The organism is Chitinophagaceae bacterium C216 (genome assembly GCA_028485475.2).
GTDB lineage: Bacteria > Bacteroidota > Bacteroidia > Chitinophagales > Chitinophagaceae > Niabella > Niabella composti.
The window spans coordinates 1,596,424-1,619,476 of the sequence record CP144143.1 but is presented as its reverse complement, the minus strand read 5'-3'; the positions used below and the strand labels follow the sequence as shown (position 1 = coordinate 1,619,476).

Sequence of the window (23,053 nt, the reverse complement as noted above, 5' to 3'; positions counted from 1 at the left end):
GTCTCGTTCCGCTGAAATACCCTACAAGCAACCGATTACCCAGGAAAAGTAAGCAAGAAACCCTTACAATATCGGTTAGATTTTTAAATATTCTGTATTCAAACGTTTGAAGTAAAAAAATTATAAGCTCACACCGCGCTTCCAGGGTATAAAATCGTCTTGATTTAAAAGCACCGCCTTAGGGATCACTTCTCCACTAGCTACTTTGATACAAAACTCCAAAATATCTTCACCCATCTCTTCGATTGTTTTCTCTCCTTCTACTACAGGACCACAATTGATATCGATAATGTCACTCATGCGCTTTGTAAGCACATTATTAGTGGCAATTTTTATAGTAGGACATACGGGATTCCCTGTAGGGGTGCCCAATCCGGTGGTAAACAATATCAAGGTAGCTCCTGCAGCTGCTTTTCCTGTGGTTGCTTCCACATCATTACCGGGAGTGCATACTAAATTTAATCCGGGCTTAGTGGCAGGTTCTGTATAATCCAATACATCTACTACTGGAGAAGTGCCACCTTTTTTGGCGGCACCTGCACTTTTAATAGCATCGGTAATCAACCCATCTTTTATGTTTCCGGGAGAGGGATTCATGTGGAAACCCGAACCAACAGCTTCGGCCTGACGGTTATAGGCACTCATCAGGTGAATAAACTTCTTCGCTTTCTCTTCATCAATTGTTCTGTCAATCAATTGTTGCTCGGCTCCACATAATTCCGGAAACTCAGCAAGCAATACCTTAGCACCTAGCGCTACAAGCAAGTCGCTTGTATAACCTACGGCCGGATTGGCACTGATACCGCTAAAACCATCGCTGCCGCCACATTTTACGCCCACAGTCAAGGCCGATAGTGGTGCCGGTTGGCGTTCTATTTTATTTGCCTCTATTAAATGAACAAATGTATCTTTTATCGCATCACTTATCAGCTGCTCTTCACTTTGAGATTGCTGCTGTTCGTACACCAACAACGGTTTATCGAATGAAGGATTACGCAATTTAATCTCTTCCAACAACTGACTTGTTTGCAAATTCTGACAACCCAAACTCAGAATTGTTACACCGGCTACATTAGGGTGATCAGCATAAGCAGCCAGTAGCTTACCCAAGATAGTAGCATCCTGACGAGTACCGCCACAACCTCCCTGATGGTTTAAGAACTTAATACCATCAATGTTTTTAAATACTCTTTCATTGGGAGAGGTAGTATGAGCAGGACTTAAATCCAACTCCGCAATATTTTCACCTTTTTTATAAGCTTCTACCAGCTGATGTGTATAGCGTTTATATTTATCCGATACCGCATACCCCAGTTCGTTATGCAACGCTTCCTTAATAACGTCGAGATTGCGGTTTTCACAAAATACGGTGGGCATAAATAGCCAATAGTTAGCAGTGCCCACCCTACCATCTTTACGATGATATCCATTAAATGTTCGGTTTTTGAATTTGGATACATCCGGGGGTGTCCACTGATATTGGTAAGGGCGATATTTATAAGGTTCTGCGGCATGCTTGGTATTCTCCGTAGTCATCACAGCTCCTCTGGGAATAAAATATTGCGCCTTACCTACCAGAACTCCGTACATAATAATTTCATCCCCTGGCTGCAGATCTGTCGTAAAAAATTTGTGCTTCGCCTTTACATCATCCTGCAATACATACGCTTCACCATTGTATGTAATGGTTTGTCCTTTCTGCAAATCTTTAAGTGCAACAATCACATTATCGTTCGGATGCACTTTTAATACTAACTCAGCCATAATTGCGATTTTATCCATATTCTCCTGAAATAATGAGAAATCGCTTTGTTTGTTTTTTGTTTAATAAATTCAACTCCTCGAACTACAATATCTTCTTTTTAATCTTGTAGCCATTGACTCAGTGCCTGTTTCATTCCATTGTTCAAAATAGCTTCAACCCCCCTAGTCACTTCTTCTTCAAATCCGGGTATGGTATTTAGCTTTTCTCGCCAGATGGATGCATCCTGAAGGATTTTGCTTACCCACCCGCTAATATTGTTACAATCGAAAGTTGATTGTATTAGCGATACCGCATCCTGTACATCTCTTGGCTCAAAAGCTATTTCTGATTTACCACTATACATTACCAATAACGCCGCAAATGAAAATGCGGTAAAGCTGGCTATTTTGCCACGCTTGGTATAGTTGTCTACTATCGTAGGCCAATTACGGGTTTCCCATTTTGATAAAGAGTTTAATGCAATATCCTTTAGATAATGCTTCAAGTAAGGATTGTAAAAACGTTCGAGAATTTTATCTGCAAAAGCTCTCAACTCTTCCAAATCCTCACCAATAGCCGGCAGCACCTCCTCCTCTACCATACGCTTGATAAACTGTTCGACCAGTGTATTATCAAATGCCTCCTTTACTGTTTCCACGCCCATTTGCAGGCCTACAGGAACCATTGCAGTATGCGCACCATTTAACACTCGTACCTTTTTGGATCGGAAAGGACGGATATCATCCATAAATAATACATTCAATCCTATTTGATCCAAGGGCAGCTTTTGTCTTATGCTACTGTCACCTCCAATGGCCCAAACGTGAAAGTATTCACCCTTTACCAGAAGATTATCATCAAAACCAATTTCCGCCTTTATTTCCTCAATATTTGCTTTCGGAAATCCGGGGACAATACGATCCACGAGTGTATCATAAAAATAATTAGCGTTCGCTACCCATTCTATAAAGTCGGAGCCTAGATTATTATCCTGAGCATGTCGAATAACATATTCACGCAAAGTAGATCCATTATCCTCAATTAGTTCACAACAAAGAATACTTAATCCTTTATGTCTTGCTCCATTAAACTTTTGATATCTTTTATACAACAACGCTGTAATCTGCGCCGGAAAAGATTTGGGTGGCGCAGCATTTAAATCATCCCCTTCTTCATAACGAATTCCAGCCTCTGTAGTATTGGAAACAATTATTTCCAACTCATCACGAAGAAACAGCTCCTCATATTTTTTATAGTCGGTGTAAGGATTCACAATATCCGTTATGGACTTAATTAATGACACCTCCTTAATGGGCTGCTTATCTTTTATACCTTCCAGATATACATGATATAAACAGTCCTGTTTTTCAAAAACCTCTTTGGACTTAACACTACCGGGAGTAGCCTGTACTATTGCTATACCATGATTCAATAATCCTTCGTCATTTGCCTTATCTATCATCCAGTCTACAAAAGCACGGAGAAAATTCCCACTTCCAAATTGCAATACTTTAGTAGGATACTGCGGCTTTTGTACAGTTGTCTTATTTAACGGTCTCATATTTTGATAAAAACTATTTCCTCGCTCTCTCGATCAACCATTTTACCCAATCCACTGCCGCTTTATCATTTTCAAAATATTCGGGTAATCTGCGATGACCAATATATTCGTTATACAACCAGGGATCGCCCAGCGCAAATACAGTTCCTTTTCCATATGTGGCTACAGCCATTACATCAAAATCATCTGTTTTTAATACAACGTGTGCCGAATCTGTAGCAGTTACAGAACAAATACCTTTGATATATACATTTTTGGCAGTTTTAAATATGGGATGACCCGCTTCTATTTTTATTTCTCCCTGCTCGAAATGAGGATCCTGCACTACCAATCGATTATCTTTATTAAACGTAATTCCGAATTTTTGCGCCAGGATATTAAATCTATCCAATTCGCAATTAGACGAGTCATTAGCTAGCATTACCAATACGCCCCCATTATACACCCAGTCTGCAATAGCAGCAGCATATGTCTCATCAATAAAATTGGGTACTGCAGTTTCCTTTTCATCATCCGGATCCACGATAATGTAGATGGAGGCTTGTTTCAAATTATCTGCTGTAGGACCTTCGGTAAGTGTTGCAAGTCTAGCACCTTCTTTTTCAAACAAGGCTCCCAGTTCCGAATAGCCACCCATACTGGTATCGCCCCACAGATAATGCCATTTTACTTGCTGACCATTTTCTTCCATATACTCATTATTGAAGAAGTTGTCCAGCAATACGGTTACTGCTCCTTCCGTAGTGTTATCAACATTTGCTGTGTCATTGGTAGAAGATGATCCACCACATGCGGTCACTAACACTATCAAACAAAATAACTGCGATGCAATAAGAATCTTTTTCATATCAAACTTTTTTGTGCTAAGATAGCCAGCAACTTCCAACTTCTGGTATTATCACATCCTCCTTGTGTTACTTAGCAACCATTTTACCAAATCCTTAGCTGCAGCGTAATTCTCATATTTTGAGGGTAGTTTTCTACCATCTACATATTCGTTATAGATCCAAGGGTCGCCCACCACAAACACAGTTCCTTTACCATATTTCGCAGAGGCCATTATATCAAAATCCTTGGTCCGCAAAATAGACTTTGCAGGAGGCGTAATTTGTAATGAAGTCACCTCCTTGAGGAATACATTTCGAGCGGTTTTGAATATAGGATGATTTGCATCAATATCCACTTTACCTTCGTCGTAGTTGTTCCCTTTCACCATTAACTGATCATCCCCCTTGAAGCGAATACCGAATTTCTGAAGTAGCAAGTTGATTTTTTCTTGTTCGGCATTAACGGAGTTATTTCCCATCACTACCAACACCCCGCCAGCCTTTACCCAATTCGCAATTATCGTTGCATAGGCCCGAGTCATATAATTAGGATGCGCTGTTTCCCTATCAGTGTCAGGATCTACAATAATGTACACAGCAGCTTTCTTGAGATTGGCAGCACTAGGAGCTGCTTTGAGAGTACTGATAGCAGCTCCGTGTTGTTCAAAAATGCTGCCCCAAAAAAAGTAGCCATTATTACCACGCTCTTCCCAGATATAGTGCCAAGGCTCAGGTTTTCCTGACGGCCCGGCCTTCCATTCGTTATTAAAAAAATTATCCAGCAATATAGTTTTTCCCTTTCCTTGGGAAAGATTAGGAATCATTTCAATTTCATTAGCAGCAAGTATGAACGCTCCCATCCCCTTAGGATCGTTTTGCACCACTTTTTCGCTCATATAATATTCAAAGCTGCCATCGCGATATGGATTACCTCCTAATCCTGAGACACTCACGGTGCCTTCGAGATTTGTAAAGCCATCAGCACTTTTAGAAAGCTTGTACTTTACAAGTCCTTCAAAAGCTTTTTGGGCATGAGCTCTATAACTTTCTGCAATATATCCTTTACGAGAGGCTTTAGCCAATGTATAAGCTAGCATTGCCGTAGCAGAGGACTCTAAATAATTAGGTGCGCGATGAGGCAAATCCACTATATCGTACCACATTCCGGTATGAGCGTCTTGCACTTTCACTACAGCTGTTGCAAAGCGGTTTAGAATATCGATGATTTGCTTACGTCCGGGATGTTCCATCGGGAAATAATCGAGCACATCCACCATTGCCATACCAAACCATCCGAGCGCCCGTCCCCAGAAATGAGGAGAACGCCCCGTTACTTTATCAGCCCATCGTTGCTGACGTGATTCATCATAACCATGATACAACAAGCCGGTTTTATCGTCGCGACTATGTTTTTCCATCAACACAAACTGACGAGCCACATCGTTGAAAATAGTATCCTCCCCAAATACCTGGGCATATTCGGCATAAAACGGCTGTCCCATATAAAGCCCGTCCAGCCACATCTGAAAAGGATATATCTTTTTATGCCAAAAACCGCCTTCATTAGTTCGCGGATGTGTCAACAACTGTTTACGTAATAACTGCACCGCTTTTTTATATTTTTCTTTCCCCGTTACCCTATACAAGGTAAGTAACAGCTTGCCATTATTGATATGATCAATATTATAATGCTCAGGATTGTAATCTTTAATAGAACCATCTTCACGCACATAATGATCCATGCTGTGCTGTATGTAACGAAACCATTTTGCGTCGCCTGTCGCCAACCAGATACCCTCAATACCTTTTAATATTACTCCTTGATCGTAGCTCCATCGCGCAGGACGACCCGGTACTACACTAAACGAATCGGGCCAGATATGCATGGCTGTCAGCGCCAGTTGTTGCGAATAAGGCAATTCTTGAGCGCTCCCATTCAAGGAGATTAATAAAAACACTAAATAAATCAGACGCTTCATATCTTACAATGCTTCGTTTAATAGATGATAACTTAATGTAATTGTACTGCGGCAGATGGTGTACCCAACTCAGTTATTACTTTTTCCTTAACACGGGTATAATCTGTTTTCTCAATCCGAATGTTCTTAGTGCGATCTCCTGCAGCTCGCAATAGTACGGAGGCTCCATCTGCATACTTCAACCCACTAATCTGTACATCATCACTATTTACAATATCCACTACCACATCCGCTTTTGTAGCATACACACTTACATTCTTCAACTTAATTCCGCTGGCTTCCTGAATATCCACGCCTTGTTCTGACTGAAGAACGGAGTTTTCAATCAGAATATTCTTAACGTGCATCTCGGGTATACCGCGTATGAAAATGGCTTTTTTCGCTCCATTGCAATACACATTACTAATATGTATGTTTTGAAATTGCGGAGTGGTTTCATCAACCGGAAGCATCTCTACTTTAGGCAACTCGCGTTTCTCTCCTTCCAACGGGATGGGATCGCGGGCCATATAATACATATCGAACAAAATGGCTTCTCCAGGAATATCTTTCATATATATATCCTTAATAAAGATATTTTCCACTACACCACCCCTACCACGAGTTGTTTTAAAACGCAGGCCAATATCACTTCCAATAAAAGTACAATTGCTGACGTACACATTCTTAACGCCCCCGCTCATTTCGCTACCTACCACAAATCCCCCGTGTGAGGCATATACCGTACACCCTTTGATAATTACATTCTGAGTAGGCATAGCGCGTGCACGTCCATCAGCATCACGCCCACTCTTCATACACAGCGCATCATCTCCTACATCAAAAACACTATTTTCAATCAGCACATTGGAACAGCTTTCCAAATCAATGCCATCGCCATTTTGTGCATACCAGGGATTTTTAACAAAAATGTTACGTACCACGATATTTGTACTCATAAGGGGGTGTAAACACCAAGCTGCAGAATTCTGGAAAGTAACACCTTCCAACAGAATTTTATCGCACTTAGTAAATACTACCAGGTTGGGACGTAAAAAATCTTTTATAGACTGATAGAAAGCCACATCCTTTTCGGGACTAAGTCTACCCGGGTCTTTCATCTCGTATCCACGAGCAAAGCTCTCCGAAGGCATCCATAAATTGCCGTTCTTTACCACACCCCCCGAAGCCACCAGCTTTTTCCACTGGCTTGCTGTCAACTTTTCTTTTTTAACAAGGCGCCAGGCATCACCATTTCCATCTATAATACCATTTCCCGTAATACCAATGTTACTAGCATTTTCAGCTGAAATAGGAGACTGATTTCTCATCTGCGGCATCCCCTCCCAATTACCTTTTACCAAAGGATATTGATCTTTATCCTTTGTAAATAACAAAGTAGCTCCCGTTTCCAAGTGCAGATTTACATTGCTTTTTAATACAATAGGACCCGTCAACCACAATCCTTGTGGCACTCTCACGATTCCGCCACCCTTAGCATGACATTCGTCTATGGCTTTTTGTATAGCTTGAGTATTAAGGGTATGCCCATCAGGAATGGCACCATACTTGGTAATGGGATACTGTACATTTTTAAATATAGGCTCTGTCACCTTAGGCAAGCGCCAGCCATCCTGGCCTAAACTATACTTAATGCTGCAAGCAAGCAATAATAAGAAAACTATTTTTCGATACATCGGCAAAACAATTATTGCGTACAAGGTATAATAGAATCTTTAGTTTTAGAAGGATTAAGCGCTACTTTATTTACGCAAACGTTTCCATTAATGAGAGGATAATAATAAAGTGCATCCGTATGATAAAAAAGTACATTGCGCAACAAAAAACCCCGCCTGAGCGAGGTTCTATCAAATAAATTATTAAGAGTCTCTATTACCAGTCTTGTTTGGCAATTCCGGCCTTGATAGCCGCTAATGCTTTTTCCTCGCCCAGTAACGCAGTCAGCTTATTGCCCTTACCATCGTGTCCTTTAGCTATATAGCCGCCTTTAGCAGTGCGGGATATTACTGCGTCCTGAATAGGAACATTTTTTTCCTTTGTTTTTACGTTATAAGCAGTAAGAGTTACATCTGCCATGATTATACTTTTTTGATTAAAAAAATGAAATTAAGGCTTTTCAAGAAAAATAGCTAAATATTATTATACAATGCAAGTCTTTTCGGATAATCGCTTTCATTAAGACGATATGCTATAATGATTTACTAATAAGGATAAAACAATTTAAAAAAAAAAGACCCACTAGATGGGTCTTTTAAAATATGCTTTCCCAAGTGCCCAGAACAGGAATCGAACCTGCACTCCCTTGCGAGAACCAGATTTTGAGTCTAGCGCGTCTACCAGTTCCGCCATCTGGGCTAAAACGGGGTGCAATATTACGGAAATTTATCGTTAAAAAACAATGGATTTCCGCATTATTTATATAGCTTTATTTACAGCAACTTCTTTTGGGTATCAGAAAAGCGACTAACCACTTCCATATTTTATTCAATACCTGCTTCATTCTTTAACTATAAATTTTATTCAAAGATACATGATTAAAATAGGACTGATAAAAGAAGAAAAAGTACCCCAGGACAATCGCGTAGCACTTACTCCAGATCAGTGTAAATGGCTGCTTAACAATCGCAACAATATTGCCTTTTTTGTTCAGCCCTCCGAAATCAGATGTTTTAAGGACGAAGAATATGCACGTGCTGGAGCGATTATTACTGACGATATGCAGCAATGCGATATTTTACTGGGGATTAAAGAAGTGCCGGTGGACAGTCTTATCGAAAACAAAACCTACCTATTTTTTTCTCATACCAAGAAAAAGCAACCGCATAACAGGAAACTGCTACAAACCATCCTGAAAAAAAATATTACGCTAGTTGATTACGAATGCCTGGAACACGAAGATGGGCAGCGGATCATCGGTTTTGGTTTCTTTGCCGGTATTGTAGGAGCTCACAACGGCATTATGGCCTACGGGAAAAGAACCGGTTTATTTCATCTGGAGCGTGTATACAAACAGCGCAATTTTAAAGAGCTGATACATACTTATTTCGGACTAAGGCTACCCAACATTAAAGTAGTAGTTACCGGTAGCGGCCGTGTAGCACACGGGCTAGTGGAAGTAATGAACCTCATGGGCATTCACGAAGTAGAGCCAGAGGACTACTTGGTAAGAAGATTTTCCTATCCCGTGTATACGCAACTCAAAGGCAGCTCCCTTTATGAACATGAGATTACTGGAAAATATTCACGAGAAGACTTTCATAAAGATCCGCAAAATTATTTGTGCCGATTTTTACCTTACGCTTCGCAAACCGATGTCTTATTGAATGGCGTATACTGGGAAGAAGGCATCCCTCCGCTGTTCAGTCCGTCGGATATTCAGCGCGATGATTTTATCATACAAACTATCGCAGATGTGTCTGACGACCCTTATGGATCCGTTCCCATCAATATCTGCAGTCAAACCATCGAAGATCCGGTGTATGGTATCAGTCGCACTACCTTAGAGAAGACGCCGCCTTATCAGCCGGGTAGCATCGATATAATGGCCGTAGGTAATCTGCCTAATGAATTACCTCGTGATGCCAGCCGCTACTTCGGGGAGCAACTGATTAAGTACATCTTAGACGATTTACTAAAAGCTTCTCCAAGTCCTACCCTTCAAAGAGCCACTATCGCTGTCAATGGACAGTTGGGCCCTTATTTTACCTATCTGCAGGACTATGCAGAGGAGTCTTAAAATAAAAACCGCCTGCACAAAGCAGACGGTTTATAAAACGTTCAACATTCAAATGTTGTCAGATTATTAACGCAAGAACAAGAGCTCACGATATTTAGGCAGATACCACTCTTTGTCATCCACCAGCAGCTCAAGCTTATCGGCATGGTAGCGGATTTTATCAAAGAAAGCGGCTTTTACTTCGCGCTCGTAAGCAATAGCTTTTTCACGTGTATCTTCTATTGCGTTACATTTTTTACGCGCTTCGATCATTTGTTCTACCAGATCGCTTGCTTTATTTATGTGTTCAGATATTTTATCAAGGATTTGTTTTTGATTAGCGTAAGCTTCTTCTGTCAAACCTGCTTCTTTTAATCCTTTGATATTTTTAGCTAGAAGGTTTTGGTAACGAATGGCCGGAGGCAGTATCATACTGGTTGCCATTTCGCCCATAATTCTTCCCTCAATCTGAATTTTTTTAATGTATTTTTCAAGTTCGATCTCGTGTCTTGCATGGATTTCAGAAGGAGTGTACACTCCGTTTTCTACAAACAGTTTCACATTTTTCTCGCTCACCATAGCATCCAAGGCCAACGGAGTTGTTTTCAGATTGGGCAACCCTCTTTTTTCAGCTTCTTTTTCCCACTCTTCGCTGTAACCATCGCCTTCGAAAAGAATTTTCTCGCTACCGATGATGTATTCATTGATCACCTGCATGATAGCGATTTCTTTCTTCTCACCTTTTTCGATTAAGGCATCTACATCAGCCTTGAAGTTTTTCAAAGTTTGCGCCACGATAGTGTTCAGTACCGTCATGGGGCTTGCACAGTTAGCAGAAGAACCAACGGCTCTTAACTCAAATTTATTACCGGTAAACGCGAAAGGCGATGTACGGTTACGGTCTGTGTTATCGAGTAATAGATCTGGAATATTTTTATGGATATCGAGCTTCAGCATGGTTTCATCTTGCTCATCCATATTATCGGTTACTCTTTGTTTTACATCGTTCAATACCTTAGTCAGGTATTCACCAATGAACACGGAGATGATAGCTGGAGGCGCTTCGTTAGCACCCAATCTGTGATCGTTAGAAGCTGAAGCGATAGAAGCTCTTAAAATATCAGCATAATCATGAACCGCTTTGATGACGTTCACAAAGAAAGTAAGGAACATCAAGTTGGTTTTAGGTGTTTTACCTGGAGACAGCAGGTTCACACCGGTATCGGCAGCCATACTCCAGTTATTGTGCTTACCGCTTCCGTTAATACCTGCAAAAGGTTTTTCGTGAAGCAATACGCGCAAACCATGTCTCAAAGCGGTGCGGCTCATAACATCCATCAACAGTGTGTTGTGGTCCACCGCCAAGTTTACTTCTTCAAATATAGGAGCGCACTCAAATTGAGCAGGAGCCACCTCATTGTGGCGGGTTCTCAACGGAATACCTAGTTTATAACACTCATGCTCAAAGTCGCGCATGAAAGCATATACTCTTTCAGGAATAGAACCGAAGTAGTGGTCTTCCAGCTGTTGGTTTTTAGCAGAGTTGTGACCATATAATGTACGACCGCACATAACTAGGTCAGGTCTTGCTCTGTATAAACCTTCGTCTACAACAAAATACTCTTGCTCCCAACCTAAAGTAGGTGTAACGCGAGTAACATTTTTATCGAAGTAGTGACAAACATCAACGGCTGCTTTATTCAAAGCATCGATTGATTTTAACAACGGAGCTTTGTAGTCTAATGATTCTCCGGTGTAAGAAATGAAGATGGTAGGAATACAAAGTGTACGTCCGTGACCGATCTCAATGATAAAGGGAGGAGAAGAAGGATCCCATGCTGTATAACCTCTAGCCTCAAAAGTGGCACGCAGACCACCATTAGGGAAAGAAGATGCATCAGGCTCCTGTTGAATCAGCGCAGCGCCGTCAAACTCCTCGATTGGAGTACCGTCGCTTTTCAACGTGAAAAAAGAGTCATGTTTCTCGGCAGTAGTTCCTGTTAATGGTTGAAACCAGTGAGTGTAGTGTGTAACTCCTTTACTTTCAGCCCAGGCGCGCATACCATTGGCTATCTGATTAGCCATGCTGCGGTCAATCTTTTGCCCAGCTTTGATGGAGGCTACTAAACTTTTGTATGCCTCGTCGCTTAAATATTCTCTGGCAGTTTTAAGGCTGAAAACATGCGAACCAAATACTGCAGTAATCTTGGGCGTAATTTTCCCTGGCTGCTCTTTTGTAGTAGGAATGCTGTTAAGTGCAGAAATTCTTAAAGACATTGTGTGTAAGTTTATTTAATTTGTGTGCAAATATAAGATTACACCTAAAAACAACAATACAAATTTATTTTTTTCATCAAAAATTTTGAAAAACTTGTGGATTTTTAGTCAAATTTCTATAAAAATTAAATATTAAATTTATTATAAATACATCTGAAATTTTACAAACTCTCCACCCACACCAATTGAGCTATCAGATGCACACCCTACCCATCTCCTATTCCATCTGCATTTGATAATATTTATTCCATGGCTTTCTGTAGTACAATGTTAGGGATGAAAAATTTCATGTAAGTTTGCGCTTTTTAAACGCAAAACCTACAGACCTATCGCGATATCGCAATCAGGAATGTGATCTATACCTATAAATTAAGATGGAAGTAACAGTAAAAACCGCCGAACAGTTAAGACTAACAGCAGAAGAATTTGAGTTAATCAAACAAAAATTGGGTCGCACCCCTAATTTCAACGAATTGTGTGCCTTCTCCGCCATGTGGAGTGAGCACTGTAGTTATAAAAACTCCATTAAGTGGTTAAAAACACTCCCGCGTGAAGGCGGTAAAATGTTGGTAGCAGCAGGCGAGGAAAATGCGGGACTGATGGATATCGGCGATGGTCTTGGAGTGGTTTTTAAAATTGAATCACACAACCACCCTTCTGCACTGGAGCCCTTTCAAGGAGCTGCTACAGGCGTAGGGGGTATTCACCGCGATATTTTTACCATGGGAGCCAGACCCATTGCGGCCTTAAACTCCCTACGTTTCGGAAAACTCGAAGAAGCTAAAACACAGCACCTGCTTGCCGGAGTAGTGCACGGTATTGGTCATTACGGCAACTGCTTTGGTGTACCCACCGTTGCAGGGGAAATATATTTTGACGAATGCTATCATACCAACCCTCTGGTAAATGCCATGAGTGTAGGTATTGTAAAAACAGGCGAAACCGTTTCGGCCACTGCCAAAGGCGAAGGCAACCCTGTAATGTTTGTGGGTAGCGCTACCGGAAAAGACGGGATCGGTGGAGCTTCCTTTGCTTCGGCAGATATTACTTCCGAAAGTGTGCAAGAACTACCTGCCGTACAAGTGGGAGACCCCTTCCAAGAAAAAAAACTACTGGAAGCTTGTTTGGAAGTAATAAAAACCGGTGCCGTAGTAGGTATGCAGGACATGGGAGCTGCCGGTATTATTTGCTCTACAGCCGAAATGAGTGCCAAAGGTGGTGTAGGTATGAAAATAGATTTAGAGAAAGTACCTACCCGTCAAAAAAATATGAAAGCATGGGAACTGCTCCTTAGTGAAAGCCAAGAGCGCATGTTGCTGGTAGCAGAAAAAGGTAGAGAAAAAGAAATTGAAGCCATTTTTGAAAAATGGGATCTACCTTGCGCCGTTATAGGCCACGTCACTAACGACGGTATTCTTAACTTTTACATGAACGGAGTACTTGAAGCATCCATACCTGCACAAGAGCTAGTATTGGGCGGTGGTGCTCCTCAGTATGAACGTGAATACAAAGAACCCGCTTATCTCAAAGAGATAGCTGCTTTCGATGCCTCCACTGTTCCACAACCTGCAGACTTGAAAGCAGTTGCAGAAAAAATCATTGCGCTGCCTTCTATCGCATCCAAAAGATGGATTTATGATCAGTACGACAGCATGGTAGGCACTGTAAACACATCCACAAATGAACCTTCAGATGCAGCTGTAGTACTGGTGAAAGGCACTCAAAAAGGACTGGCAGTAACAACCGACTGCAACAGCCGCTATGTATATGCCGACCCGTATAAAGGTGCTTTAATAGCAGTGAGCGAAGCTGCCAGAAATATCGTATGCAGTGGCGGCCAGCCACTGGGTGTTACCAACTGTCTCAACTTCGGCAATCCTTACGACCCTGAAGTATATTATCAATTTGTACACGCTATTAAAGGCATGGGAGATGCCTGCCGCAAATTTGATACACCGGTAACCGGAGGTAATGTAAGCTTCTATAATCAAAATCCCGAAGGACCGGTAAATCCTACCCCCACCATCGGAATGGTAGGGCTGCTGGAAGATATCAATAAAAAGATGACCCTCGACTTCAAACAAGAAGGCGATGTAATTTATATTCTCGGTGCGCAAAAAGACGATATCAATTCATCGGAGTATCTATATCATATTCACGGAGTGAAAAAGTCTCCGGCACCTTACTTCAATTTGGATGAAGAATATGTGCTTCAACAAGCCGTGCTGAAATTGATTAGCGAAGGATTAATTCGTTCGGCGCACGACGTGAGCGAAGGCGGCTTGTTTGTAACACTCTGCGAGAGTGGTTTCCATCGTGCTCTCGGCTTCGATATTAAAAGCAACAGCAATCTTCGTAAAGATGCATTCCTGTTTGGAGAAGCGCAAAGCAGAGTGGTGGTAAGTGTGGCAGCTGATAAAATAAAAGCTTTTGAAGCAGCACTCCCCACCGATGTACCGTTTGCACAACTAGGTACAGTAACCGCTGGGGACTTACTGGTAGATGGCGAAAACTGGGGACAGATTACAACATGGCAGAACATTTACGATACAGCCATTGAAAAATATTTGAGCAAGGAAACTGCTGCAGATGCCCTGAGTAGCTTATAAAACAATCGGCATTTTACATTCCTAATGAGATGCTGGCAGGCTTTTCATGTTGTTCATTTAAGTATAAAGCTTAAAACGCATTCCCGTGGCAAAAAAAATAGCTATAATAGGTGGAGGTAATTTAGGAACTGCCATAGCGCAGGGCCTTATTCAAAGCGCTTTCTGCGATGCTGCAGACATTACGATTACCAAAAGAAATGTTGCGACGCTTAAAGGCGAACTACCCAAGACTGTTCATATTACAAGCGATAACGTTCAGGCTGTTGCTTCCAGTGAAGTAATTATTCTGGCGGTAAAACCTTACCAGATAGAAAATGTGATGAAAGAAATTGTGCCTGTATTGACCAAAAAACATATTCTTATATCGGTAATTACGGGAGTAACTTTAGACGACCTGAAAAATATGGCCTCAATAGCATTGCCTGTATTTCGTGCAATGCCTAATACAGCCATTGCCATCAGAGAAAGCATGACCTGCATCAGTTATGAAAATGCTACAGACAAACAGGTGCAATTGGTAACAAAAATGTTTAGCACTGTAGGTAAAGTAGCCGTTATCGATGATAAGCTCATGGATGCGGCAACCGTGCTGGGCGCCTGCGGTACTGCGTTCGCCCTTCGTTATGTGCGCGCCAATATTCAAGGTGGTATTGAAATTGGATTTGATGCCAAAACCGCAAGCCTCATTGCTTCTCAAACTGTAAAAGGAGCAGCTGAACTCCTGCTCACACATCATAGCCATCCGGAACAGGAAATCGATAAAGTAACTACGCCTAAAGGCTGCACTATTGTAGGGCTGAACGAAATGGAACACAGAGGATTCAGCTCATCCCTAATACGGGGAATCATTACCAGCTATAAGAAAATCGCAAAAGATTAGCACTTGCGCTTAACAGCGCAAGGCAGGTGCGGATAAAAAGTGCAAAACCACTCACCCCATTATCCCAATAATGCATATCTTTGCATGACCACACAAATTTCCTTTCTCAGGATTATTTCTGCCGGTCATTTTATTTTTCCGTTTGGATTAAGATTAAGTTATTGGGATGGGATTGATTTAATTCGTATAAATCTGAAATCTTAGTATAAAAAATTTTTTCGGGTATGTCCAAATATATTTTTGTTACCGGCGGTGTAACATCATCATTGGGAAAAGGTATTATTGCTGCATCACTGGCTAAGCTATTGCAAGCACGAGGCTTCAGGGTGACGATTCAGAAATTCGACCCTTACATCAACATCGATCCCGGCACACTCAATCCTTATGAACATGGAGAATGCTTTGTTACCGAAGATGGTGCCGAAACCGACCTTGACTTGGGGCACTACGAACGCTTTCTGAACATTTACACTTCTCAGGCCAACAACGTTACTACAGGTCGTATTTATCAAACTGTTATCAACAAAGAAAGGCAAGGTGCCTACTTGGGGAAAACCGTTCAGGTAGTACCTCATATCACCAATGAAATCAAACGCCGCATGATGGAGCTGGGCAATACCGGCGAATATGATATTGTGATTACGGAAATTGGGGGTACCATCGGTGACATCGAAAGTCTTCCCTTTGTAGAGTCCATCAGACAATTACAATGGGAACTACCCGAAGAAGATACAGTGGTAATTCACCTTACCTATATCCCCTATCTGAAAGCGGCAAAAGAGCTGAAAACCAAACCTACCCAACACAGTGTAAGAATGCTGAGCCAGGAAGGTGTAAGTCCTGATATCATTGTATGCCGCACCGAAAAATCATTAACACCAGAACTGAAAAGAAAAATCGCTCTCTTCTGTAATGTAAAACAGGAAGCAGTAATTGAAGCGGCCGACCAATCCACCATTTACGAAGTACCACTGGCAATGCTTCGTGAAAAACTGGATGTCATTTGTTTGAAAAAAATGAACATCACAGGATATAAAGAGCCGGATTTGGAAAAATGGTACACCTTCCTAGACAAACTGAAATATCCCAAATCAGTAGTTCGCATAGGACTTATAGGGAAATATTTGGAATTACAAGATGCCTATAAATCTATTCTGGAAGCATTCGTACATGCAGGAGCCGTGAACGAATGTCAAGTACAGATTGTCAATATTCATAGCGAATACATCACCGAAGAAAACGTAGCCGAAAAATTGTCGGAACTGGATGGCTTATTGGTGGCGCCCGGCTTTGGGATCAGAGGTGTAGAAGGAAAAATCACTGCCGTAAAGTATGCACGTGAACATGGACTCCCCTTCTTTGGAATCTGCTTGGGGATGCAGATGGCGGCTATCGAATTTGCAAGAAATGTATTAGGCATTAAACAAGCCAACTCTACCGAAATGGACGAAAACACGCCCGAACCCGTAATCGACCTTATGGAAGAACAAAAGAAGATTACCGAAAAGGGCGGTACCATGCGACTGGGGGCTTATACCTGCGTACTTAAACCCAATAGCTTGGCCAGCTCCATTTACGGTACCGACACCATCAGTGAAAGACATCGTCACCGCTGGGAGTTCAACAATAAATATCTGGAACGTTTTGAGCAAGCCGGTATGGTAGCGAGTGGTAAAAATCCGGATAGTGGCTTGGTTGAGATTATAGAGCTGCCAACGCATCCTTTCTTCATCGGTGTACAATATCATCCCGAACTGAAAAGTACAGTTGAAAACCCGCAGCCTATTTTTGTGAACTTTGTGAAAGCTGCCATGAAGTATAGTGCAGCATGCAAAACACACAAAAATCAAAATGAAATGGCTAAGATGTAATTCACCCCATCGCAATTATTTTACATCTTATATAATTGAAGTATCATAAATACGGTCTTTACACAACGTAAGGGCCGTATTTATTTTGCCTCTATATATAACAATAAGAATAGAAGAAAATCTTCTTAGCTACATGCTTTTTTATGGATATAATTGTACATTTATCATCAAATCTTCTCTAAAAAATCATAATAACGAACGCATATGAAATCAGGAACTCGAATCCAGTTATCCCTCATGATGTTTTTGGAATTTTTCATCTGGGGAGGATGGTTTGTAACCCTCGGAACCTTCTTAGGAACCAACCTCAAGGCTAATGGCTTGGAAATTGCCAACGTCTTCTCCACGCAGTCATGGGGAGCCATCATTGCACCCTTTATCATTGGTTTGATTGCCGACCGCTTCTTCAATGCAGAAAAAATATTAGGGTTATTGCATCTGATTGGTGCGGGATTAATGTACATGATGTTTAAAGCAGAAAGTGTAGGACAGTTCTATCCCTATGTACTGGTATATATGATTCTGTACATGCCCACACTGGCGCTGGTAAATTCAGTTTCTTTCCGTCAGATGTCGAATCCCGAAAAAGAATTTCCTAGCATAAGAATTTTCGGAACGATAGGTTGGATTGTGGCAGGAGTACTGATCAGCTATGTATTCCATTGGGATAATGAACAAAATAATATTACTAACGACTCACTAAGAAATACGTTCCTCATGACGTCTCTAGCATCGTTGCTACTGGGATTATTTAGCTTTACCCTTCCTAAAACGCCTCCTGCTAAAACAGAACAAGGAGCCTCGATAAGTCAGATACTGGGACTGGATGCTTTGAAACTACTAAAGGATAAAAACTTCTTGATTTTCTTTATTGCATCTATATTAATTTGTATTCCACTGGCTTTTTACTACCAAAATGCCAATCCATTTTTAACAGCTGTAGGCCTTGAGAACCCTACCGCAAAAATGGCCATCGGCCAGGCCTCTGAAGTATTGTTCCTGCTCTTAATACCTTTCCTCTTTAATAGATTTGGATTTAAGAATACCATTCTTATTGGTATGCTGGCCTGGACAGTAAGATATGTATTGTTTGCCTATGGTAATGCCGGCGAACTAGCATTTATGCTCATTATCGGTATTGCTTTGCACGGTATTTGTTATGATTTCTTCTTTGTATCAGGTCAGATTTATACCGATGCAAAGGCTGGTGAAAAATACAAAAGCTCAGCACAGGGCCTAATTACATTAGCCACCTACGGTGTAGGTATGCTCATTGGATTTTGGGTAGCAGGGTTCGTAACCGAACATTATAAAGCAACCAATCCTGACAATGTCGGTTACTGGCACAATGTATGGTTGGTGCCTGCAGCCATCGCGGCTATAGTAAGTGTACTATTTGCACTTGTATTTAAAAACGATAAAAAAGTTGAAATTAATGCCTAGCAGAAGAGATGTATTAAAAACGCTTGCCGCCGGTTCTATTGCTGCAAGTCTTTCCCCACTGAGTACTTATGCTAATAACGAAAAAATTATGTATCCATTAAAGGGCAATATCAATCACAGTGTAACCCAGTGGACTTATGGTAATATGCCGCTGGATGAATTGTGTGTATTTGCAAAAAAAATAGGAATAACAGCTATAGACCTGCTGGCACCTAAAGACTGGCCTACTATTCAAAAACACGGCCTTACCTGTAGCATGTGCTACATTCCCGGAAAAGTAAGTCTGACTGATGGCTTTGCCGGAAAAGAGTTTCATGCATCCCTCATAAAAGATTATGAAGAAGGTATTCCTCTGGTAGCTAAAGCAGGATATAAAAACCTCATCTGCTTCAGCGGTAATCGCAGAGGTATGGATGATGAAACCGGATTAAAAAACTGTGAGGAAGGCTTGAAAAAAATTCTACCCCTTGCTGAAAAACACAAAGTGGTATTGGTAATGGAATTGCTCAATAGCAAACGAGACCACAAGGATTACATGTGTGACCATACTGCCTGGGGTGTAGAGCTATGTAAGCGCCTAGGAAGTGAAAACTTCAAGTTGCTCTACGATATCTATCATATGCAGGTAGATGAGGGCAACGTCATACAGACAATTAGAGATAACCATCAGTACATTGCACATTATCATACAGCAGGTGTACCAGGAAGACATGAACTGAATGACCAGCAGGAACTATATTACCCTGCCATCATGAAAGCCATTGTAGAAACCGGTTTTAAAGGATATGTGGCTCAGGAATTCATTCCCACCGGAAAAACCAAGGAAGATAGACTTAAAGCCCTAGAAGAGGCGGTACATGTATGTGATGTATAGAAAATAGCGCAATCCGTATTCAAAGAGGTCCTTCAGGACTTTTCATAAACGAAAACATTTAAACTCGAGGACATGAACAGAAAAGACTTTTTAAAACTCAGCGGGGGCGCTGCCATGAGTGCAGCATTTGCTTCCTGCTTCGGAGGAAAAGCTAATACTAACAAAGGCACCATCAAAAATCTAGGCATTCAATTATATTCGCTCAGAGACGATTTGCCTAAAGACCCAAAAGGCGTACTAAAGCAACTAGCTTCTTTCGGGTATAAAGAAATTGAAAGTTACGAAGGACCTCAAGGCATGTTCTGGGGCCTCGGGCACAAAGGTTTTAAACAATACATGGACAGTCTACGTCTCACTATAGTGAGCAGCCACTGTGACCATACAAAAGATTTTGAGAAAAAGGCTGCCCAAGCCGGAGAAATTGGCATGAAATATCTGATATGCTCATGGGTAAGCCCACAAAGATCTTTAGACGATTATAAGAAAATTGCGGATGAATTTAACAAAGCGGGCGAAATATGCCGGAAAAACGGATTACGGTTTGCCTATCATAATCACGACTACAGCTTCCGTCAGCAAAATAATCAGTTTCCACAGGATATTTTGATGGAACACACCGACCCCGCCTTAGTAGACTTTGAAATGGATATGTATTGGGTAGTTGCAGCCGGACAAAATCCGGTAGAGTGGATGAAACGCTACAGATGGCGCTTCAAATTATGCCATATCAAAGACCGTAAGAAAAATGCACGTCCTAACGGCGATGACAATAATAGCTGTATCGTAGGTACCGGCTCTATCGATTTCAAAACTATTTTAGGCGAAGCTAAAAATCTGGGAATGCAGTACTACATACTGGAACAAGAAGCATACGAAAAAGCACCTCTGGATTGTGTGAAGGAAGGTGCCGCCTATCTCAATAATCTGGTATTTTAAGTATAAATAAAGCTTTATAAAAAGATAAAAGCGTTGAATTTTATTTCAACGCTTTTATTATTTCTACGAATTCAGTAGCAATTAAAGAGGCTCCCCCTACAAGTCCGCCGTCTACATCAGCACAAGCAAATAATTCTTTTGCATTGTTAGCTTTTACGCTTCCTCCGTACAAAATCGAAATCTCATTAGCTACATCGGCTCCATATTGCGCTGCAATTACAGAACGCAGGTAAGCATGCATTTCCTGAGCCTGCTCGGTGGTAGCGGTTTTACCGGTTCCTATAGCCCAGATAGGTTCATAAGCAATGATTACTTTTTTAATATCATCTGCATTCAGATGAAATAAGGATTCTTTCAGTTGATTAGCAACAAATTCGTTTTGCGTACCCGCTTCTCTTATAGATAAAGGTTCCCCGCAACAGAAGATAGGCGTCATACCAGCTTCCAATAACAAGTTCACTTTTTCTGCCAGCACCTCATTGGTCTCATTAAAGTACTCTCTTCTTTCACTGTGCCCGATGATGCAATAATTTACATCGATAGATTTCAGCATACCTACAGATACTTCACCTGTATAAGCTCCGGATTTTTTATGGCTGCAGTTTTGAGCGGCTATATGATAATTTTGAATACCATTGGTTTTTTCTTTAGCCATTGCTAGATAAGGAAACGGAACGGCAAAAATCACTTCATGATTTTCTTTACCGCCAATATTTTCTTTTAATATATCGCTCAACAATTGTTGACCTTCCGAATAAGTCAGATTCATTTTCCAATTTGCTGCTGCAATTTGTTTTCTCATTTTACTTTGTTTTACTTTTATAAATATTAGTGATCAGTTGTTTTTCTTCTTCAGTAAGTATGGCATTTTTAAAACTTTTCCACTGCTCAATATCCTGCAATGCCTTATCCAGCTTGTACTTTACCTTATCATCATATCCCCAACTAAATGAAGGGATATACTTAGGAGTAAGACCCGTACCGAATACATTGGCACTAATGCCTATTACGGTACCCGAATTAATAGAAGTGTTTACAGCAGTACGCGTGTAATCGCCCATCAACACACCACATTTCTTACCTACTTTAAATGCTTGACGCTGTAAATACACTGTGATATCCCCCCCTGTATTTTTCAAATTACTATTAGAGGTTCCCCCTCCAAGGTTACACCATTCACCAATTACGGAATCGCCTAGGTAACCGTCATGCGCCTTATTGGAATAAGCAAACAGTACAGAGTTCTTTACCTCACCCCCTACTGTACACCCCGGACCTATAGTTGTGGCACCATATATCTTAGCGCCCATTTTTATTACCGCACCGTTACCGATATAAAGCGGACCACGCAATAGCGCACCCTCCATTATTAATGCCCCTTTTTCAATAAACACCGGACCTTCATCTGCATTAATAATAGCATGCTTCACTACAGCCCCTTTCTCTATAAAAACATTTTTTTTATTACTTACGTAGATATTTTTCAGGCTGCTCATCGGCTTCCGTCCTTTTCTTGCCAGATCAAAGTCCCATGTCAACGCCTTACCGTTATACTGAAATATATTCCAGGAATACTCAATTCTTAGAAAATCGTCCACAACAACAGGTTCACCGGAGACTGTCATACCATATTGCACCAGCGTATTGCCTGCTTCATCACTCATGCGCTGTCCGGGTTTTAGCTTCTTCACCTTATTTATCATCCCCTTTCCCGGAACAATATTAGCCGCAATGATAAGCGTATCATCAGCTGAGGAGGTTACAATAGCGCTTTCACGCAGCCCCAAACCCTTAAGCCATTTTTCCCGAATAGTAAAAATCCCCACCCTGATATCTTCAACCCTTCTAGTAAGAGTAAAAGGATATAAGTTTTTCACATCTATATTGGTATGGGAAAATAACAGCCGCATGTTGAAGGCGCTAAGATAATAAAATGTGAGGTGTAATAATTACACGATTGTCGAAACCCAGCAAGCAAAAAAATACCCTGCTGAAGCAGGGTACCATAGAATAATAAATATTTTTTAAACCTGAAAGATTACTTCTTTGCGTATTTTCTTTTGAATTTATCAATACGTCCTGCAGTATCAACCAACACATTTTTACCAGTAAAGAACGGGTGTGATGTATTGGAAATTTCCAATTTGATCAGCGGATATTCATTACCGTCTTCCCATTTTATGGTTTCTTTAGAGTTTACAGTAGATCTGCATAAAAAAGCATCACCGTTACTCATGTCTTTGAACACCACGAGGCGGTAATTTTCAGGATGGATACCTTGTTTCATAACTATATGATTTTTAAGGTTGTACGGATTTTGCCGTACAATTATTAAAT

The 23,053-nt window shown here is 41.1% G+C and carries 17 protein-coding genes and 1 tRNA gene; 7 read left to right on the top strand and 11 right to left on the bottom strand.

Going from position 1 to position 23,053, the window contains the following annotated elements:
- Nucleotides 1-120 precede the first annotated feature (120 nt).
- From PIECOFPK_RS06735 to PIECOFPK_RS06705, 7 genes are all read right to left on the bottom strand, one after another.
- Nucleotides 121-1,764, bottom strand: a complete 1,644-nt coding sequence (locus PIECOFPK_RS06735) for a UxaA family hydrolase (RefSeq protein ID WP_330974455.1) — start codon at nt 1,762-1,764, stop codon at nt 121-123.
- Between the two features lie 98 nt (nt 1,765-1,862).
- Entirely contained in the window at nt 1,863-3,305 is a 1,443-nt protein-coding gene (locus tag PIECOFPK_RS06730) for a tagaturonate reductase (RefSeq protein ID WP_330974456.1), read from the bottom strand.
- 13 nt (nt 3,306-3,318) lie between these two features.
- Complete coding sequence (locus tag PIECOFPK_RS06725) at nt 3,319-4,152, bottom strand: DUF4350 domain-containing protein (protein ID WP_409966791.1); 834 nt, start codon at nt 4,150-4,152, stop codon at nt 3,319-3,321.
- Nucleotides 4,153-4,203: 51 nt separating this feature from the next.
- Nucleotides 4,204-6,111, bottom strand: coding sequence for a DUF4350 domain-containing protein (locus PIECOFPK_RS06720; protein ID WP_330974458.1), 1,908 nt, complete (start codon nt 6,109-6,111; stop codon nt 4,204-4,206).
- A gap of 32 nt (nt 6,112-6,143) precedes the next feature.
- Nucleotides 6,144-7,787: a glycoside hydrolase family 28 protein gene (locus tag PIECOFPK_RS06715; RefSeq protein ID WP_330974459.1), complete on the bottom strand. Its 1,644-nt coding sequence runs from the start codon at nt 7,785-7,787 to the stop codon at nt 6,144-6,146.
- A 196-nt stretch (nt 7,788-7,983) separates the two neighbouring features.
- Complete coding sequence (locus PIECOFPK_RS06710; protein ID WP_330974460.1) at nt 7,984-8,187, bottom strand: hypothetical protein; 204 nt, start codon at nt 8,185-8,187, stop codon at nt 7,984-7,986.
- Between the two features lie 195 nt (nt 8,188-8,382).
- A tRNA-Leu gene (locus tag PIECOFPK_RS06705) sits at nt 8,383-8,466 on the bottom strand.
- A gap of 175 nt (nt 8,467-8,641) precedes the next feature.
- On the opposite strand from PIECOFPK_RS06705, the gene PIECOFPK_RS06700 reads away from it, so the two are divergent.
- Entirely contained in the window at nt 8,642-9,847 is a 1,206-nt protein-coding gene (locus tag PIECOFPK_RS06700) for an NAD(P)-dependent oxidoreductase (RefSeq protein ID WP_409966790.1), read from the top strand.
- Nucleotides 9,848-9,913: 66 nt separating this feature from the next.
- On the opposite strand, the gene PIECOFPK_RS06695 is transcribed toward PIECOFPK_RS06700, so the two are convergent.
- On the bottom strand, nt 9,914-12,103 hold the full coding sequence (locus PIECOFPK_RS06695) for a glutamine synthetase III (RefSeq protein ID WP_409966789.1): 2,190 nt from the start codon (nt 12,101-12,103) through the stop codon (nt 9,914-9,916).
- 374 nt (nt 12,104-12,477) lie between these two features.
- On the opposite strand from PIECOFPK_RS06695, the gene purL reads away from it, so the two are divergent.
- The 6 genes from purL (at nt 12,478) to PIECOFPK_RS06665 (ending at nt 20,716) form a co-directional block, all read left to right on the top strand.
- Nucleotides 12,478-14,712, top strand: coding sequence for a phosphoribosylformylglycinamidine synthase subunit PurL (gene purL, locus PIECOFPK_RS06690; RefSeq protein WP_409966788.1), 2,235 nt, complete (start codon nt 12,478-12,480; stop codon nt 14,710-14,712).
- An 85-nt stretch (nt 14,713-14,797) separates the two neighbouring features.
- The gene (gene proC / locus PIECOFPK_RS06685) at nt 14,798-15,592 is read left to right on the top strand and encodes a pyrroline-5-carboxylate reductase (RefSeq protein ID WP_409966787.1); all 795 of its coding nucleotides are present in this window, start codon (nt 14,798-14,800) and stop codon (nt 15,590-15,592) included.
- 224 nt (nt 15,593-15,816) lie between these two features.
- Nucleotides 15,817-17,463 carry a CTP synthase gene (locus PIECOFPK_RS06680; RefSeq protein WP_409966786.1) on the top strand — a complete coding sequence of 549 codons (1,647 nt, stop codon included), beginning with the start codon at nt 15,817-15,819 and terminating at the stop codon, nt 17,461-17,463.
- 204 nt (nt 17,464-17,667) lie between these two features.
- Nucleotides 17,668-18,906, top strand: a complete 1,239-nt coding sequence (locus PIECOFPK_RS06675; RefSeq protein WP_409966785.1) for a nucleoside permease — start codon at nt 17,668-17,670, stop codon at nt 18,904-18,906.
- Nucleotides 18,899-19,780 (top strand): hydroxypyruvate isomerase family protein, encoded by an 882-nt coding sequence (locus tag PIECOFPK_RS06670; RefSeq protein WP_330974467.1) that lies wholly within the window; start codon nt 18,899-18,901, stop codon nt 19,778-19,780. Before PIECOFPK_RS06675 ends, PIECOFPK_RS06670 begins: the two co-directional genes overlap by 8 nt.
- A 72-nt stretch (nt 19,781-19,852) precedes the next feature.
- Nucleotides 19,853-20,716, top strand: coding sequence for a TIM barrel protein (locus PIECOFPK_RS06665; protein ID WP_409966784.1), 864 nt, complete (start codon nt 19,853-19,855; stop codon nt 20,714-20,716).
- A 40-nt stretch (nt 20,717-20,756) separates the two neighbouring features.
- On the opposite strand, the gene tpiA is transcribed toward PIECOFPK_RS06665, so the two are convergent.
- From tpiA to PIECOFPK_RS06650, 3 genes are all read right to left on the bottom strand, one after another.
- A complete protein-coding gene (tpiA, locus tag PIECOFPK_RS06660; RefSeq protein ID WP_330974469.1) occupies nt 20,757-21,518 on the bottom strand; it encodes a triose-phosphate isomerase in 762 nt (253 codons plus the stop codon).
- Nucleotide 21,519: 1 nt separating this feature from the next.
- Nucleotides 21,520-22,626: a putative sugar nucleotidyl transferase gene (locus PIECOFPK_RS06655; protein ID WP_409966783.1), complete on the bottom strand. Its 1,107-nt coding sequence runs from the start codon at nt 22,624-22,626 to the stop codon at nt 21,520-21,522.
- Between the two features lie 128 nt (nt 22,627-22,754).
- Entirely contained in the window at nt 22,755-23,003 is a 249-nt protein-coding gene (locus PIECOFPK_RS06650) for a type B 50S ribosomal protein L31 (protein WP_330974471.1), read from the bottom strand.
- Nucleotides 23,004-23,053: the final 50 nt, after the last annotated feature.